14 protein-coding genes are annotated in these 17713 nt (G+C 59.5%); 12 read left to right on the top strand and 2 right to left on the bottom strand.

The features are described 5' to 3' along the window. Nucleotides 1-90 precede the first annotated feature (90 nt). The 6 genes from ACMXYH_RS22480 to prpD all read left to right on the top strand — a co-directional run bounded on the left by ACMXYH_RS22480 (nt 91) and on the right by prpD (nt 8640). The gene (locus ACMXYH_RS22480) at nt 91-810 is read left to right on the top strand and encodes a GntR family transcriptional regulator (RefSeq protein WP_177327884.1); all 720 of its coding nucleotides are present in this window, start codon (nt 91-93) and stop codon (nt 808-810) included. Continuing rightward, entirely contained in the window at nt 807-1697 is an 891-nt protein-coding gene (gene prpB, locus ACMXYH_RS22475) for a methylisocitrate lyase (protein ID WP_008146328.1), read from the top strand. The genes ACMXYH_RS22480 and prpB overlap by 4 nt, the downstream gene beginning before the upstream one ends. A gap of 76 nt (nt 1698-1773) precedes the next feature. Continuing rightward, complete coding sequence (prpC, locus tag ACMXYH_RS22470; RefSeq protein ID WP_134421796.1) at nt 1774-2901, top strand: bifunctional 2-methylcitrate synthase/citrate synthase; 1128 nt, start codon at nt 1774-1776, stop codon at nt 2899-2901. 207 nt (nt 2902-3108) lie between these two features. Further along, nucleotides 3109-5706: a Fe/S-dependent 2-methylisocitrate dehydratase AcnD gene (gene acnD, locus ACMXYH_RS22465; protein WP_415764977.1), complete on the top strand. Its 2598-nt coding sequence runs from the start codon at nt 3109-3111 to the stop codon at nt 5704-5706. 54 nt (nt 5707-5760) lie between these two features. After that, nucleotides 5761-6963, top strand: a complete 1203-nt coding sequence (gene prpF, locus ACMXYH_RS22460; protein ID WP_415764976.1) for a 2-methylaconitate cis-trans isomerase PrpF — start codon at nt 5761-5763, stop codon at nt 6961-6963. Between the two features lie 192 nt (nt 6964-7155). Next, on the top strand, nt 7156-8640 hold the full coding sequence (prpD, locus tag ACMXYH_RS22455) for a 2-methylcitrate dehydratase (protein ID WP_415764975.1): 1485 nt from the start codon (nt 7156-7158) through the stop codon (nt 8638-8640). A 117-nt stretch (nt 8641-8757) separates the two neighbouring features. Here prpD and ACMXYH_RS22450 read toward each other — a convergent pair whose 3' ends face one another. Next, nucleotides 8758-9690 carry a DMT family transporter gene (locus ACMXYH_RS22450; RefSeq protein ID WP_415764974.1) on the bottom strand — a complete coding sequence of 311 codons (933 nt, stop codon included), beginning with the start codon at nt 9688-9690 and terminating at the stop codon, nt 8758-8760. 92 nt (nt 9691-9782) lie between these two features. On the opposite strand from ACMXYH_RS22450, the gene ACMXYH_RS22445 reads away from it, so the two are divergent. Continuing rightward, nucleotides 9783-11192 (top strand): PLP-dependent aminotransferase family protein, encoded by a 1410-nt coding sequence (locus ACMXYH_RS22445; protein ID WP_415764973.1) that lies wholly within the window; start codon nt 9783-9785, stop codon nt 11190-11192. A gap of 124 nt (nt 11193-11316) precedes the next feature. Here ACMXYH_RS22445 and ppsR read toward each other — a convergent pair whose 3' ends face one another. Then, nucleotides 11317-12135, bottom strand: coding sequence for a posphoenolpyruvate synthetase regulatory kinase/phosphorylase PpsR (gene ppsR / locus ACMXYH_RS22440; RefSeq protein WP_415764972.1), 819 nt, complete (start codon nt 12133-12135; stop codon nt 11317-11319). A gap of 174 nt (nt 12136-12309) precedes the next feature. Between ppsR and ppsA the strand changes: the two genes are divergently transcribed. The 5 genes from ppsA (at nt 12310) to ACMXYH_RS22415 (ending at nt 17711) form a co-directional block, all read left to right on the top strand. Then, complete coding sequence (gene ppsA, locus ACMXYH_RS22435) at nt 12310-14685, top strand: phosphoenolpyruvate synthase (protein ID WP_415764971.1); 2376 nt, start codon at nt 12310-12312, stop codon at nt 14683-14685. Between the two features lie 91 nt (nt 14686-14776). Next, the gene (locus ACMXYH_RS22430; RefSeq protein ID WP_129442795.1) at nt 14777-15766 is read left to right on the top strand and encodes an alpha/beta fold hydrolase; all 990 of its coding nucleotides are present in this window, start codon (nt 14777-14779) and stop codon (nt 15764-15766) included. 121 nt (nt 15767-15887) lie between these two features. Then, nucleotides 15888-16379, top strand: a complete 492-nt coding sequence (gene rraA / locus ACMXYH_RS22425; protein ID WP_027922555.1) for a ribonuclease E activity regulator RraA — start codon at nt 15888-15890, stop codon at nt 16377-16379. A gap of 24 nt (nt 16380-16403) precedes the next feature. Then, nucleotides 16404-17399, top strand: a complete 996-nt coding sequence (locus ACMXYH_RS22420) for a zinc transporter ZntB (RefSeq protein ID WP_415764970.1) — start codon at nt 16404-16406, stop codon at nt 17397-17399. A gap of 63 nt (nt 17400-17462) precedes the next feature. Next, nucleotides 17463-17711, top strand: coding sequence for a hypothetical protein (locus tag ACMXYH_RS22415; protein ID WP_027922557.1), 249 nt, complete (start codon nt 17463-17465; stop codon nt 17709-17711). The last annotated feature ends 2 nt before the right edge of the window (nt 17712-17713 follow it).

The raw sequence follows: 17713 nt of genomic DNA, 5'->3' as shown, positions 1-17713 counted from the left end.
CGATTGTCGACAATACCTATTTATCCTTTGACTAAAAGGTCTGTATTCGCTAGTTTTTGCGGCATCAGCTTTCAAGGTGTCGACAATATGTTGGATCAACTCGATCCCCCGGTCATTGCCCAAGACGATTCAGAGACACTTTCCGAGAACGTCTTCCGGCGCATTCAGGCGGCCATCGTCAAGGGCGAGATCGCCCCGGGCAGCAAGATCTCCGAGCCGGAACTGGCGCGCACCTATGGCATCAGCCGCGGGCCGTTGCGTGAGGCGATCCACCGTCTGGAAGGCCAGCGCCTGCTGGTTCGCGTGCCGCACGTCGGGGCGCGGGTGGTTTCGTTGAGCCATGCCGAGTTGCTGGAACTCTACGAAATCCGCGAATCCCTCGAAGGCATGGCCTGCCGTCTGGCGGCCGAGCGCATGACTCTCGAAGAAATCGACGAACTGCGCCGGGTCCTTGAAACCCATGAGCGCGATGCGGCGTTTCAGGCTGGTGTCGGCTACTACCAGCAGGAAGGCGATTTCGACTTCCATTACCGAATCATCCAGGGCAGCGGCAACCGCACCTTGACTCAGATGCTCTGCGGCGAGCTCTATCAACTGGTGCGCATGTACCGCATCCAGTTTTCCACCACGCCCAATCGCCCGCGTCAGGCCTTTGCCGAGCACCACCGAATTCTCGACGCCATCGCCGACCGTGACGGTGAACTGGCCGAGTTGTTGATGCGCCGCCACATCGGCGCCTCCAAACGCAATATCGCTCGTCACTACCAGGACGGCGCAAACCAGACAGCCACTGAACGAGGTGAGTCATGAGTTCCAACAAGAGCACTCCAGGCCAGCGATTCCGCGATGCGGTCGCCAGCGAACATCCGCTGCAAGTGGTCGGCGCGATCAACGCCAATCACGCGCTGCTGGCCAAGCGCGCCGGTTTCAAGGCTATTTATCTGTCGGGTGGCGGGGTGGCTGCCGGCTCCCTCGGCGTGCCGGACCTGGGCATCACCGGCCTGGACGACGTGCTGACCGACGTGCGCCGCATCACTGACGTCTGCGACCTGCCGCTGTTGGTGGACGTGGACACCGGTTTCGGTTCTTCGGCGTTCAACGTCGCGCGCACCGTCAAGTCGATGATCAAGTTCGGCGCGGCGGCGATTCACATCGAAGACCAGGTCGGCGCCAAGCGCTGCGGTCACCGTCCTAATAAAGAGATCGTGTCCCTGCAGGAAATGGTCGATCGGATCAAGGCAGCCGTCGATGCGCGCACCGATGACAGCTTCGTGATCATGGCCCGTACCGACGCCCTGGCGGTGGAAGGTCTGGAATCTGCGCTGGATCGCGCCGCCGCGTGTATCGAGGCTGGCGCCGACATGATCTTCCCGGAAGCCATCACCGAACTGGACATGTACAAGCTGTTCGCCAGCCGCGTGAAAGCGCCAATCCTGGCCAACATCACCGAATTCGGCGCGACGCCGCTGTACACCACCGAGCAACTCGCCGCTGCTGATGTGTCGCTGGTGCTGTACCCGCTGTCGGCGTTCCGCGCGATGAACAAAGCCGCAGAAAACGTCTACACCGCAATCCGTCGTGACGGCACGCAACAGAACGTCATCGACACCATGCAGACCCGCATGGAGCTTTACGATCGCATCGACTACCACACCTTCGAGCAGAAGCTCGATGCGTTGTTCGCCGCGAAGAAATAAAGATCAAAAGATCGCAGCCTCGTTTCACTCGACAGCTCCTACAGATTCCCTAACAAATTCAAGATTGGAGACAGCAATGGCCGAAGCAAAAGTACTCAGTGGCGCCGGGCTCCGTGGCCAGGTTGCCGGGCAAACCGCACTGTCCACGGTGGGCCAGTCGGGCGCAGGCCTGACCTATCGTGGCTACGACGTTCGCGAACTGGCGGCTGACGCACAATTCGAAGAAGTGGCCTACCTGCTGCTGTACGGCGAACTGCCGACCAAAACACAACTCGCCGCTTACATCAGCAAACTGAGCAAGCTGCGCGACCTGCCGCAAGCGCTCAAAGAAGTGCTGGAGCGCATCCCCGTCGACGCCCACCCGATGGACGTGATGCGCACCGGTTGCTCGTTCCTGGGCAACATCGAGCCGGAGCAAGACTTCTGCGAACAACACGACGTGACTGACCGTTTGCTGGCCGCGTTCCCGGCGATCATGTGCTACTGGTATCGCTTCAGCCATGACGGCAAACGCATCAGCTGCGTGAGCGACGAACAATCCATCGGCGGCCACTTCCTGCACCTGCTGCACGACAAGAAGCCGAGCGAGTTGCACGTCAAAGTGATGAACGTTTCGCTGATCCTCTACGCGGAACACGAGTTCAACGCCTCGACGTTCACCGCACGGGTTTGCGCCTCGACCCTGTCGGACATGTATTCCTGCGTCACGGCGGCTATTGGCTCGCTGCGCGGTCCGCTGCACGGCGGCGCCAACGAAGCGGCGATGGAAATGATCGAGCGCTTCAGCTCGCCGGAAGAGGCGATCAAAGGCACCCTCGGCATGCTCGAGCGCAAGGACAAGATCATGGGCTTCGGTCACGCGATCTATAAGGACAACGATCCGCGCAACGAGGTGATCAAGGGCTGGTCGAAAAAACTCGCTGACGAAGTGGGCGACACCGTGTTGTTCCCGGTTTCCGAAGCCATCGACAAGACCATGTGGGAACAGAAGAAGCTGTTCCCGAACGCCGACTTCTACCACGCGTCGACGTACCACTTCATGGGCATTCCGACCAAGTTGTTCACCCCGATTTTCGTCTGCTCGCGCCTGACCGGCTGGGCGGCGCACGTGTTCGAACAACGTGCCAACAACCGTATCATCCGCCCGAGCGCCGAGTACGTCGGCGTCGAACAGCGCAAGTTCGTGCCAATCGAACAACGCTGAATGGTGGGGGCTGACCACGCAGGTTGCTGAATGAACCCGGGAACCATTGTGGGAGCGGGCTTGCTCGCGAAGACGGACTGACATTCAACATTGATGTCGACTGATACACCGCATTCGCGAGCAAGCCCGCTCCCACATTTGACCGAGTTCATTTCAGCGTCGGCGAAAGGCCCCACCTTTTGAAACTACCGTGACCGAGTCCTGACGATGAACACTGAATTCCGTAAACCGCTGCCCGGCAGCCATCTGGATTACTTCGACGTCCGTGCGGCTGTCGAAGCCATCCAGCCCGGCGCCTACGACACCCTGCCGTACACCTCCCGCGTGCTGGCGGAAAACCTGGTGCGTCGCTGCGACCCGGCCACGCTCACCGAATCCCTGAAGCAGTTTATCGAGCGCAAACGCGACCTCGACTTCCCATGGTTCCCGGCCCGCGTGGTGTGCCACGACATTCTCGGCCAGACCGCGCTGGTCGACCTCGCCGGCCTGCGTGACGCCATCGCTCTGCAAGGCGGCGATCCGGCGCAAGTGAACCCGGTGGTGCCGACGCAATTGATCGTCGACCACTCCCTGGCCGTCGAGCGCGGTGGCTTCGATCCGGAGGCGTTCGAGAAGAACCGCGCCATCGAAGACCGTCGCAACGAAGACCGTTTCCACTTCATCAACTGGACCAAAAAAGCCTTCAAGAACGTTGATGTGATCCCGCCGGGCAACGGGATCATGCACCAGATCAACCTGGAGAAAATGTCTCCGGTGATCCAGGTGCGCGACGGCGTGGCGTTCCCCGACACCTGCGTCGGTACCGACAGCCACACCCCGCACGTCGACGCGCTGGGCGTGATCGCCATTGGTGTCGGTGGTCTGGAAGCGGAAAGCGTGATGCTCGGCCGCGCGTCGTGGATGCGTCTGCCGGAAAGTGTCGGCGTCGAATTGACGGGCAAGCTGCAACCGGGCATCACCGCCACCGACATGGTGCTGGCGCTGACCGAGTTCCTGCGTCAGCAAAAAGTCGTCGGTGCGTGGCTGGAGTTCTTCGGCGAAGGCGCCTCCGCGTTGACTCTGGGCGATCGTGCGACCATCTCCAACATGGCCCCGGAATACGGCGCCACCGCAGCGATGTTCTACATCGACCAGCAGACCATCGACTACCTCAAACTTACTGGCCGTGAAGACGAGCAAGTGCAGTTGGTCGAGAACTACGCCAAGCAAACCGGCCTCTGGGCTGACAGCTTGAAGAATGCGCAATACGAGCGCGGGTTGACCTTTGACCTGTCCTCGGTGGTGCGCAACATGGCCGGCCCGAGCAACCCGCACGCTCGCGTTGCGACCTCGGACCTCGCCGCCCAAGGCATTTCCGGCCAGTGGACCGAAGTGCCCGGCCAGATGCCGGACGGCGCGGTCATCATCGCCGCCATCACCAGTTGCACCAACACCAGCAACCCGCGCAACGTCATCGCCGCCGGTCTGCTGGCGCGCAATGCCAACAAGCTCGGGTTGACCCGCAAGCCGTGGGTCAAATCGTCTCTGGCGCCGGGTTCGAAAACCGTGGCGCTGTACCTGGACGAAGCCGGCCTGACCACCGAACTGGAGCAACTCGGTTTCGGCATCGTCGCCTTCGCCTGCACCACGTGCAACGGCATGTCCGGCGCGCTGGACCCGGTGATCCAGCAAGAGATCATCGACCGCGACTTGTACGCCACCGCCGTACTCTCCGGCAACCGCAACTTCGACGGCCGGATCCACCCGTACGCCAAGAACGCCTTCCTCGCGTCGCCGCCGTTGGTGGTCGCTTACGCCATCGCCGGCACCATCCGTTTCGACATCGAAAAAGATGTGCTGGGTCTGGACGCCGAGGGCAAGGAAATTCGCCTGAAAGACATCTGGCCGAGCGACGAAGAAATCGACGCAGTGGTCAAGGCATCGGTCAAACCTGAGCAGTTCCGTCAGGTCTACATCCCGATGTTCGCCATCCATGAAGACACCGGCCCGAAAGTGACGCCCCTGTACGACTGGCGCGAGATGAGCACCTACATCCGCCGTCCGCCGTACTGGGAAGGCTCGCTGGCCGGGGCGCGTCCGCTCAAGGGCATGCGCCCGCTGGCAGTGCTGCCGGACAACATCACCACCGATCACCTGTCGCCGTCGAACGCGATCATGCTCGACAGCGCCGCCGGCGAATACCTGGCGAAAATGGGCTTGCCGGAGGAGGACTTCAACTCTTACGCAACTCATAGGGGCGACCATTTGACTGCGCAGCGCGCCACCTTCGCCAACCCGAAACTGTTCAACGAAATGGTTCAGGAAAACGGCAAGGTCAAACAGGGCTCGCTGGCTCGCGTCGAGCCGGAAGGGCAGGTTATGCGCATGTGGGAAGCCATCGAAACCTACATGGAACGCAAGCAGCCGCTGATCATCATCGCCGGCGCCGACTACGGTCAGGGTTCGTCCCGCGACTGGGCGGCCAAAGGTGTGCGTCTGGCGGGTGTGGAAGCGATTGCAGCCGAAGGCTTCGAGCGCATTCACCGCACCAACCTGGTGGGCATGGGTGTGCTGCCGCTGGAGTTCAAACCGGGCACCGACCGCAAAACCTTGGGCATCGATGGCAGCGAAACCTACGACGTGATCGGTGAGCGCACCCCGCGTGCCGAGCTGACGCTGGTGATCAACCGCAAGAACGGCGAACGCGTCGAAGTGCCGGTGACCTGCCGCCTCGACACCGCCGAAGAAGTGTCGATCTACGAGGCCGGCGGCGTGCTGCAACGCTTCGCTCAGGACTTCCTCGAAGAATCGGCGGTTGCCGTTTAACACGATGAGTTCGGGCGGGGCCATGCGGTCCCGCTCGATCCTAAAAGGAACATCATGGCTCACGCACCTCAAATCGCCCCTCAAATTAAAATCGCCGCCACCTACATGCGCGGCGGCACCAGTAAAGGCGTGTTCTTCAGCCTGAAAGACCTGCCCGAAGCGGCACAGATTCCAGGGCCTGCTCGCGATGCCTTGTTGCTGCGCGTGATCGGCAGCCCCGACCCGTATGACAAGCAAATCGACGGCATGGGCGGCGCGACCTCCAGCACCAGCAAAACCGTGATCCTGTCCAAAAGCATCAAGGCCGATCACGATGTCGATTACCTGTTCGGTCAGGTGTCCATCGACAAGCCTTTCGTCGATTGGAGCGGCAACTGCGGCAACCTGTCGGCAGCGGTCGGTTCGTTCGCCATCAGCAATGGTTTGGTGGACGCCAGCCGCATCCCGCACAACGGCGTTGCCGTGGTTCGCGTGTGGCAGGCCAACATCGGCAAGACCATCATCGCCCACGTGCCGATCACCAACGGTGAAGTGCAGGAAACCGGTGATTTCGAACTCGACGGCGTGACCTTTCCGGCCGCTGAAGTACAGGTCGAATTCATGGACCCGGCGGCGGAAGAAGAGGGCGGCGGTGGTTCGATGTTCCCTACCGGCAACCTGGTGGATGACCTCGAAGTACCCGGCGTCGGAACCTTCAAGGCGACCATGATCAATGCCGGTATTCCGACGATTTTCGTCAACGCCGAAGACATCGGTTACACCGGCACTGAGCTGCAAGGCGCGATCAACAGTGATCCGAAAGCGCTGCTGATGTTTGAAACCATTCGGGCTTACGGCGCATTGCGCATGGGCCTGATCAAGGATCTGGACGAAGCGGCCAAGCGTCAGCACACGCCTAAAGTTGCCTTTGTGGCCAAGCCTGCGGACTACGTTGCTTCGAGTGGTAAAGCGATTGCGGCGGGTGATGTCGATCTGCTGGTGCGGGCGCTGTCCATGGGCAAATTGCACCACGCGATGATGGGCACGGCGGCGGTGGCCATCGGTACTGCCGCGGCGATTTCCGGCACGCTGGTGAACCTCGCAGCGGGTGGTATCGAACGCAATGCCGTGCGCTTTGGGCATCCGTCCGGCACGTTGCGCGTGGGTGCTGAAGCCAGCCAGGTGAACGGCGAGTGGACCGTGAACAAAGCCATCATGAGCCGCAGTGCGCGGGTGTTGATGGAAGGCTTTGTCCGTATTCCGGGCGACTCTTTCTAACCGATGCATACCTTGTAGGAGCTGCCGAAGGCTGCGATCTTTTGATCTTGCCTATTAAAAGCAAAATCAAAAGATCGCAGCCTTTGGCAGCTCCTACATTTGATCCCGTTGCCAAAATAAGAAAGCAGTAACCCGCTGAGTTTGCCCTGAACCGAGGTCCCATTAACGAACCACTTCAAGAGTGAATCGAACATGAGCACCAACGTCGACCTGAACAACCGCCCCGACTACGACACGGTCCTGCAGGACATCGCCGACTACGTCCTCAACTTCAAGATCCAATCCGCCGAAGCCCTCGACACCGCGCGCAACTGCCTGATGGACACGTTGGGCTGTGGCCTGCTGGCCCTGCGCTTTCCCGAATGCACCAAACACCTCGGCCCCATGGTGGAAGGCACCGTCGTCCCGTTCGGCGCTCGCGTCCCCGGCACCAGTTATCGCCTCGACCCGGTCAAGGCGGCGTGGGACATTGGCTGCATCGTTCGCTGGCTCGATTACAACGACACATGGCTCGCCGCCGAATGGGGCCATCCGTCCGATAACCTCGGCGGCATTCTCGCGGTGGCCGATCATCTTTCGCAAAAACGCGTGGCCAATGGCGACGCGCCGCTGACCGTTCGCGTGGTACTCGAAGCCATGATCATGGCTCACGAAATCCAGGGCGTGATCGCGCTGGAAAACTCCTTCAATCGCGTAGGCCTTGATCACGTCATCCTGGTGAAAGTCGCCTCGACCGCTGTCACCGCCAAGCTGATGGGCGCCAATCGCGAGCAGTTGTTGTCCGCGTTGTCCCATGCGTTCGCCGACGGACAGGCGCTGCGCACTTACCGTCATGCACCCAATGCCGGGTCACGAAAATCCTGGGCCGCAGGCGACGCGTCCAGCCGTGGCGTGCGTCTGGCGGACATCGCAATGCGTGGCGAGATGGGCATCCCCGGCGTACTGACCGCCAAACAGTGGGGCTTCTACGACGTGTTGTTCAGCCACACCAACAACGACCTGGCGCTCAAGCCCGAAGACAAGCGCGCGTTCAGCTTCTCCCGACCATACGGCAGCTACGTGATGGAAAACGTGCTGTTCAAAATCAGCTTCCCTGCCGAATTCCACGCGCAAACGGCCTGCGAAGCGGCCGTGACGTTGCATCCGCAAGTCAGAAATCGCCTGCACGAAATCGACAAAATCGTCATCACCACCCACGAATCGGCGATCCGTATCATCTCCAAGGTCGGCCCGCTGGCCAACGCTGCGGACCGTGACCATTGCATTCAGTACATGACAGCCGTGCCGCTGGCGTTCGGCAATCTGGTGGCCGAGCACTACGAGGACGACTTCCACGCGGCGCATCCGATCATCGACGTGCTGCGCGAAAAAATGGTCATCGTCGAAGACCCGCGCTACACCCGCGAATACCTGGAGGCCGACAAACGCTCCATCGCCAATGCGATACAGGTGTTCTTCAAGGATGGCTCCAGCACCGAGAACGTGTTGGTGGAATACCCGATCGGCCATCGCCGTCGCCGCACCGACGGCATTCCGCTGCTGGAAGACAAGTTCAAGGCCAACCTGGCGACGCGCTTCACCGCCCAGCGCAGCGCCGAGATTTTTGCGTTGTGCAAGGATCAGGCTGCGCTTGAGGCGACACCGGTGAACCGGTTTGTCGACCTGTTCGTCATTTGATCGGATAAACACCAATCCCCCCGTAGGAGCTGCCGAAGGCTGCGATCTTTTGATCTTCGCTTTTAAAAGCAGAATCAAGAGATCGCAGCCTTCGGCAGCTCCTACGCGTTCCCGTGTTTATCCGTTGAGCCATTTTTCGATGGGCAATTTGGTGATCGCAAACCCCGTCAGCAAAATCGCCGAGTACATCATCAGTTCCCGGGACAAGGTTTGCCCCTCGTACCAGGCACCGATGATCACCGCGAACACTGGAAAAATGATGAACACAAACGACAGGATGATCGGGCTCAGCCGCTTGAGCAGCAGGAAGTAAACGATAAACCCGCCCACCGACGCCACCAGCCCCAGATAGAGCAGGGCGCTCCACGAACGCGCGGTGATGGCATCGAACACCGGTGCTTCGACATTCAATCCGGCGACAAACAGCATCAGCCCGGCAATGCCGATCGGCAGCGTGTTGTAGGTAATTACGCTGATCGCCGTACCGTGTTTTTTAGTCACCACGTAACACAGCGCATGCATCACCGCGGCGCAGAGGATCGCCAATACCCCGAACAATTCAGCATGGTCCAGATGCAGCCCTTGGCTGCGGATGATCATGAACAGGCTGCCGAAACCGATGGCGATGCCTAGCATTTGCGAGGGGTAGACTCTCTCCCGCAGAAACAGCGCGGAAAACAGCAGGATGAACACCGGCATGCAGCTGAACAGCAGCGCCGTCAGGCCGGACGAAACGTGCATCTCGCCGTAGTTGAGCAAGTAATACGGCAGGCTGAAATACGTCAACGTGACGAAGACAAAGAACCAGCGACTTTCCCTGGGAAACAGCAGCGGTTCACGACGGATCAGGGCGAAGCCGAGAAATAGCGGGAAGGCGATGAGGAACCGCAGGCCGGCGGCGGTCAGTGGCGGCACGCTTTCAACGGCAATCTTGATCCCCAGCCACGTGGTGCCCCAGCTCAGGCACACGATCAGGAACAGCACGCTGGTGACCAAGGCGGCGAGCCAGGGTTTTGCGGTACATGAAGGTGCATTGACGGCAATGGACATGAGCGAGCTCCTTTTATGTTCGGAGTTGACCTTCATCTGCAAAAGGTCTATCCCTGATTGAACCTGTTTAAAGCACGCTATTCGGGGCTGGAATGACTGTCAAAACAAGTATTGCCATGGTGTCAATCCTGCGCGACGGCCTGGCGAACGGTCTGGGGGTGAAATACAAACGCCTCGCCGACGCGATCGAAAAAGGCATCGCTGAAGGGCTGATCGAGCCAGGCTGCAAATTGCCACCTCATCGGTTGCTGGCGGATAGCCTCGGCGTGACCATCGGCACCATCAGTCGCGCTTACGGTGAACTCGAACGTGTGGGATTGGTGGTCGCGCGGGTGGGCGACGGCACGTATGTACGTCAGCGCGGAATGGAACGACCGCGGGATGGTGGCTTTCGCAATGTCAGCGATGAACCGCGGGCGTTTTTTGACATGAGCCGCAATCAACCGATTCCGGGGCAGGAAGCGCTTTTTTTGAGTCAGAGCCTGCAAGCGTTGTCCCTTGATCCTGAGGCCTTGCAACACCTCGGGGGCTACAGCGCCGAGGCTGGATTGCTACGCTACCGTGCGGCGGGGGCGCACTGGCTCAGGCATAAAGAGTTTGTCCCGAGCGCCGAGCATATCGTTTGCGTGAACGGCGGCCAGCACGGTCTGTTGTGTGCCTTGATGGGGTTGCTCAAGGCGGGCGATACGTTGGTGACGGAGCACATGACCTACCCGGGGTTGATCAGCGTCGCACGCCAGCTCGGGATAAAACTGATCGGCGTCGGGATGGATGATGAAGGACTGATGCCCGATGCCCTGGCGGAGGTTTGCCGCAACCATCGAGTGTCGGCGCTGTATTGCACACCGACGATCCAGAATCCTACGGCTGCAGTGATGTCCGTCGCACGGCGCGAGGCGATTGCAGAGGTCTGTCGGCAGCACAATCTGTTGATCTTTGAAGACGAAGCCCACGCGGTATTGGCTCAACAGCGGCCGTTACCCTTGAGCCATTTCGCCCCGGAGCGCTCAGTGCTGATCGGCAGCCTGAGCAAGGCGGTTTCGGCGGGTTTGCGAGTCGGTTACCTGCATGCGCCGCAACCGTTGATCGGACGCTTGAGCGCAGCAGTGCGCGGGACGTGCTGGATGGCCAGCCCGTTGTCGCTGGAGGTGGCGAGTCTGTGGATAGAAAACGGCATTGCCGAGCAGTTGCTGGGCCAGCAGATTGCCGAGATCGGTCGGCGCAAGGCGTTGGTAAGTGGTGTGCTGGAGGGCTTGGCGTACAAAACTCATTCCCATAGCCCGCACTTCTGGATCGAAGTGCCCGAGCCGTGGCGGGCTTCGCAGATTTCTGAGGAGCTTAAGGAAAAAAATTATCTGGTGGCTACTGCCGAGATGTTTGCGGTCGGGCATGGGGCGGTGCCGCAGTTCATCAGGGCGAGTGTTTGTAATTCGGCGGGGGATGATCGGTTGTTGCTGGGTGGGTTTGACGCATTGGCGGCAGCATTGGCAGAGACCATGTAATCGTTCTTCGCGAGCAAGCTCGCTCCCACATTTGATCTTCAGTGAACACAGAGTTTGTGTTCGACATTGATCCCCCTGTGGGAGCGAGCTTGCTCGCGATAGCGGTGTTGCTGTCGCCGAAAACCTACTTGAAGCGCCGCTCCACACCTTTCTCCACCAAAATCTTCGCGGAAATTTCTTCAACGGAGAAGTGCGTGGAATTGATGTGCGGAATGTTCTCGCGGCGGAACAGATTCTCCACCTCGCGCACTTCGAATTCGCACTGGGCGTAGCTCGAATAGCGGCTGTTGGGCTTGCGTTCGTTGCGGATCGCGGTGAGGCGATCCGGGTCGATGGTCAGGCCGAACAGCTTGTGCTGGTGGGCGCGCAGGGTGGCAGGCAGTTGCAGGCGCTCCATGTCGTCTTCGGTCAGCGGGTAGTTGGCCGCGCGGATGCCGAATTGCATGGCCATGTACAGGCACGTCGGCGTCTTACCACAACGCGACACGCCCACTAGGATCAGGTCCGCCTTGTCGTAATAATGCGTGCGCGCACCGTCGTCGTTGTCGAGGGCGAAGTTCACCGCCTCGATCCGCTCCATGTAATTGGAGTTGCTGCCAATGGAGTGGGACTTGCCGACGGTGTAGGAAGAATGCTCGGTCAATTCCTGTTCAAGAGGCGCCAGGAAGGTCGAGAAAATGTCGATCATGAAACCATTGGACGTTGCGAGGATCTCACGGATGTCCTGATTGACAATGGTGTCGAAGATGATCGGCCGAAAGCCGTCGGTTTCGGCGGCTTTGTTGATTTGTTGTACCATGACCCGCGCTTTATCCGCGTTGTCGATATAGGGCCGCGTGATTTTGCTGAAGGTAATGTTTTCGAACTGCGCCAACAGGCTTTGACCGAGCGTTTCGGCCGTAATGCCGGTGCCATCGGAGATAAAGAAAGCAGATCGTTTCATTTGCACCTTGGGCCTTAAGCTAGTGACGATTCTTGGATATAGTAGGCGCGATTTGCCGGCCACCAATGGCCCGCATTCTCACTTATTTTCCAGGTCCAGGCCATACAGCTGGCAAACGCTCTAATGAGCAGCCGGCTTCTGAGCTTTTCCAACACAGTTAGTGGAGAGATCACCTTGGTAGAGTACGTAGTTTCCCTCGATAAGCTCGGCGTCCATGATGTAGAGCACGTAGGGGGCAAGAACGCATCCCTGGGCGAGATGATCAGTAACCTTGCAGGTGCCGGTGTATCGGTGCCCGGTGGCTTCGCCACGACAGCTCAGGCTTATCGTGATTTTCTCGAGCTGAGCGGCCTGAACGATCAGATCCACGCCGCCCTCGACGCCCTGGACGTCGACGATGTCAATGCCCTGGCCAAGACCGGCGCCCAGATCCGTCAATGGATCATGGAAGCCGAATTCCCCGAGAAGCTCAACGCCGAGATCCGCATCGCGTTCGCCACGCTGTCGGCCGGCAACCCTGACATGGCCGTGGCCGTGCGCTCTTCCGCTACCGCCGAAGACCTGCCGGACGCTTCCTTCGCCGGTCAGCAGGAAACCTTCCTGAACATCCGTGGTGTCGAAAACGTAATTCGCGCCGCCAAAGAGGTGTTCGCTTCGCTGTTTAACGACCGCGCGATTTCCTACCGCGTCCACCAGGGCTTCGACCACAAGCTGGTAGCCCTGTCGGCCGGCGTGCAGCGCATGGTCCGCTCCGAAACCGGCACCGCCGGCGTGATGTTCACCCTCGATACCGAATCGGGCTTCCGTGACGTGGTGTTCATCACCGGCGCCTACGGCTTGGGTGAAACCGTCGTACAAGGCGCGGTGAACCCGGATGAGTTCTACGTCCACAAAGGCACGCTGGCAGCCGGTCGTCCGGCCATCCTGCGTCGCAACCTGGGCAGCAAAGCCATCAAGATGATCTACGGCGAAGTGGCCACGGCCGGTAAATCGGTCAAGACCATCGACGTGGACAAGGCTGATCGCGCACGTTTCTGCCTGAGCGACGCCGAAGTCAGCGAACTGGCCAAGCAAGCAATGATCATCGAGAAGCACTACAAGTGCCCGATGGACATCGAATGGGCCAAAGACGGCGACGACGGCAAGCTCTACATCGTTCAGGCCCGTCCTGAAACCGTGAAGAGCCGTACCTCGGCCAACGTCATGGAACGCTACCTGTTGAAAGAAACCGGCACCGTGCTGGTTGAAGGTCGCGCCATCGGCCAGCGTATCGGCGCCGGCAAGGTCCGCATCATCAAGGACGTGTCCGAGATGGACAAAGTCCAGCCAGGCGACGTACTGGTCTCCGACATGACCGACCCGGACTGGGAACCGGTCATGAAGCGCGCCAGCGCCATCGTCACCAACCGTGGCGGCCGTACTTGCCACGCGGCGATCATCGCTCGCGAACTGGGCATCCCGGCCGTAGTCGGTTGCGGCAACGCCACCCAGCTGTTGAAAGACGGCCAGGGCGTGACCGTTTCCTGCGCTGAAGGCGACACCGGTTACATCTTCGAGGGTGAACTGGGCTTCGACATCAAGAAAAACTCCGTCGATGCCATGCCGGATCTGCCGTTCAAGATCATGATGAACGTCGGCAACCCGGACCGCGCCTTCGATTTCGCGCAACTGCCGAACGCCGGTGTGGGCCTGGCCCGTCTGGAGTTCATCATCAACCGCATGATCGGTGTTCACCCCAAAGCGCTGTTGAATTACGACGGTCTGCCGCAGGACATCAAGGAAAGCGTCGACAAGCGCATCGCCGGTTACGACGATCCGGTTGGCTTCTATGTCGACAAACTGGTTGAAGGTATCAGCACCCTGGCCGCTGCGTTCACCCCGAAAAAGGTCATCGTGCGTCTGTCGGACTTCAAGTCCAACGAATACGCGAACCTGATCGGCGGCAAGCTCTACGAGCCGGAAGAAGAAAACCCGATGCTGGGCTTCCGCGGTGCTTCGCGTTACATCAGCGAAGCGTTCCGTGACTGCTTCGAACTCGAGTGCCGCGCCCTCAAGCGTGTGCGCAACGAGATGGGCCTGACCAACGTTGAAATCATGGTGCCGTTCGTCCGTACACTGGGCGAAGCTAGCCAAGTGATCGATCTGTTGGCCGAAAATGGCCTGGCCCGCGGCGAGAATGGTCTGCGCATCATCATGATGTGCGAGCTGCCGTCCAACGCGATCCTTGCCGAAGAGTTCCTCGAATTCTTCGACGGCTTCTCTATCGGTTCCAACGACCTGACCCAGCTGACGCTGGGCCTGGACCGTGACTCCGGGATCATCGCGCACCTGTTTGACGAGCGTAATCCGGCGGTCAAGAAGCTGCTGGCCAACGCGATTCAGGCCTGCAACAAGGCTGGCAAGTACATCGGCATTTGCGGTCAGGGTCCTTCGGACCACCCTGATTTGGCCAAATGGCTGATGGAGCAGGGCATCGAAAGCGTTTCGTTGAACCCCGATTCCGTGCTGGAAACCTGGTTCTTCCTGGCTGAAGGTCAAGCTTCGGCTTGATGTGAATGAAGCCTCGGTCATGTGGCCGAGGCTTTAAGAATCAAGTAGGGCGGGCTCCTCTGGAAGCCGCCCTTTTTTGTGCAAGAGCATTATGCAAAGCAGCAGCAACCTATTTCCTGTCGCCCTGATCAGCGCCGAGCGGCGCGGCGATCTGAGCGAAGACGTCTATCGTCTGAAACCCGGCAACAGCCCTGACGGCACCGTCGAACTGGCTGTGACGCGCCTGGGCATGGCGGATGGCTCAGACGCGCGTGGCGTTCCGGTTATTTTGCTTCACGGCAGCTTTTCCAATCGCCGGTTCTGGTTTTCCCCGAAGGGGCTTGGACTGGGCGCCTATCTGACGCGTCTGGGATTCGATGTATGGATTCCCGAAATGCGTGGCCACGGCCTGTCCCAGCGTAACCAGAACTACCGCAAGAACCGCGTCGCCGACTACGCCCGTTACGATTTGCCGGCCATTGGCGCGTTCGTGCGCGAGCAGAGCGGCCAGATCCCGCACTGGATCGGTCACTCGCTGGGCGGGATTACCCTGGCGGCGGCGCTGGGTGGTGAGTACATCGGCGAGCCGGTGGTGGCCTCTGCGGCGTTTTTCGGTACGCAAGTCAGCCGCACCTACTGGCCGCTGAAGATTCCACCGGTGGAGTGGAGCGGGCGCTTCATTCTCAAACGTTTTGCCCAGCTGTCCGGTTCACGGCTCAAGCGCGGTCCGGAGGACGAGCCCATTGGCCTGGCCCTGGAAAGCATGCGCTGGTATGGCCTGTTCGGGCGCTTCGGCGATGCCGACAAGGATTGGTGGGCCGGATTGGCCGACGTTCAGTTACCGGTATTGGCCGTGAGTGCCGCAGGTGACCATCAGGACCCGACCTGGGCTTGTCGCAAGCTGTTCGATCAGGTGGGTTCCGAGCATAAGCAATTCATCAGCCTGGGTCGTGAGCAGGGTTTCGCGGATAATTTCGGTCACGTTGAAATGCTGGTCAGCAAAGCCGCGCAGGTTGAAGTCTGGCCGTTGGTGGCGCGCTGGTTGGCAGATCAGCAAACGCCATTGCTGGGTGAAAAACCGGATCTGGCTGCGGCGGTCTGAGCCTGATGCTCTAACAAGGGCATTTCGCTCTGTTCGGCTTGCGGCTAAGATATGACGCATTGAGCTGTTCTGGTCACGTTTCGACACCCTCGATTGTCTTCCTCTTTACAGGAGTTTCTCGATGAATCATTACCTCACGCCTGACCTGTGCGACGCCTATCCGGAGCTGGTGCAGGTGCTGGAACCGATGTTCAGCAATTTCGGTGGCCGTGATTCTTTCGGCGGGGAAATCGTGACCATCAAGTGCTTCGAAGATAACTCGCTGGTCAAGGAACAAGCCGAGCTCAAGGGCAATGGCAAGGTGTTGGTGGTCGACGGTGGCGGTTCCCTGCGTCGTGCGCTGCTGGGCGACATGATCGCCGAGAAAGCCGCGAAAAATGGTTGGGAAGGGCTGGTGATCTACGGTTGCATCCGCGACGTCGACGTCATCGCGCAAACCGATTTGGGGGTTCAGGCCCTGGCGAGCCACCCGATGAAAACCGACAAGCGTGGCATCGGCGATCTCAACGTAGCGGTGACCTTTGCCGGCGTGACGTTCCATCCTGGCCATTACATCTATGCGGACAACAACGGCGTGATCATCTCGCCAAGCCCGCTGAAAATGCCTGAATAAACAGAAACCAACAAAGGGATGCGGATGTTCGAGGAAGAAAACGCGCAGTGGGGGCTGGTGCATGCCCTGGTGCTGGACGGTAAAGGCGGTGCGCGTTCGATAGCCCGGACTGAACTCGATGACTTGCAGCTGCAGGCCCATGAAAGCCTGTGGCTGCACTGGGATCGCAGTCACCCGCAAACCCAGACCTGGTTGCGAACATCCAGCGGTCTGAGCGAATTCAGCTGTGATCTGTTACTTGAAGAAAACACCCGACCGCGTCTTTTACAGCTTTCGGACAGCGAACTGCTGCTATTTTTGCGTGGGGTCAACCTGAACCCGGGCGCCGAGCCGGAAGACATGGTCTCGGTGCGGATTTTTGCGTCGGCCCAGCGTGTTATTTCTCTGCGTTTGCGTCCGTTGCGCGCCACCGATGATTTGCTGGTGCAGCTCGCCGAAGGCAAAGGACCGAAAACTGCGTCAGAACTCATCCTTTATATGGCGCAATACCTCACCAATAAGGTGCAGGATCTGGTCAGTTGCCTCTCGGAAGTGGTCGATGAGGAAGAAGAAAAGCTGGATGCCGACGAACGGTATACACCCGAGCACGGAGCCGTTTTGCAGATCCGTCGCAGGGCCGCTGCGCTGAAACGTTTTCTTGCGCCGCAGCGGGAAATATTCGGTCAGCTGACACGGATAAAACTGCCTTGGTTCGTCGAACACGACGGTGACTACTGGAACGAATTGAACAACAGCCTGACCCGGTATCTCGAGGAGCTGGAATTGACCCGGGAGCGGGTGGGGTTGGTCCTTGAGGCCGAAGATAGACGTTTGAGCGTGCGAATGAACCGCACGATGTACCGTTTCGGAATCATCACCGGGATCTTTTTGCCGATGAGTTTTCTGACGGGGCTTTTGGGTATCAATGTCGGCGGAATTCCGTTCTCTGCAAGCCCCTATGGCTTCCTGATTGCGTGCGTGATGATGATCTCGGTGGCGTTGGGGCAGTGGTGGTTATTCCGACGTTTGCGCTGGGTCTGAGGGTGAAGCATGTGACCCGAGCAAATTTGATCGCGTCTTTCACAGACATCACGAGAGGTGCGTATGCACGATCCGTTTGAACAGTCTTTGCGCGACATGCTGAACGCCTCGCCGTCCACCCGTGACGACGATGCCTGCCTTGGGCGTGTACTGAAAACCGCCAACCGCCAGGTCGGCGCAGGTGATCTGTTCAGCCTGCTGGGCCGCTGGCTGCCCGCGCTGATGATTGCCTTGAATAACGGATCGGCCCATGTCGCTCCGGTTTCCCGTCACCGTAAACCTACCGTTCGCACTGCTGATAAGGCTGATTGAAT

This window comes from Pseudomonas frigoris (genome assembly GCF_047758635.1).
Lineage (GTDB): Bacteria > Pseudomonadota > Gammaproteobacteria > Pseudomonadales > Pseudomonadaceae > Aquipseudomonas > Aquipseudomonas frigoris.
Note: the sequence above shows the minus strand (reverse complement) of the source record. Positions and strands in the feature narration are given on the sequence as shown.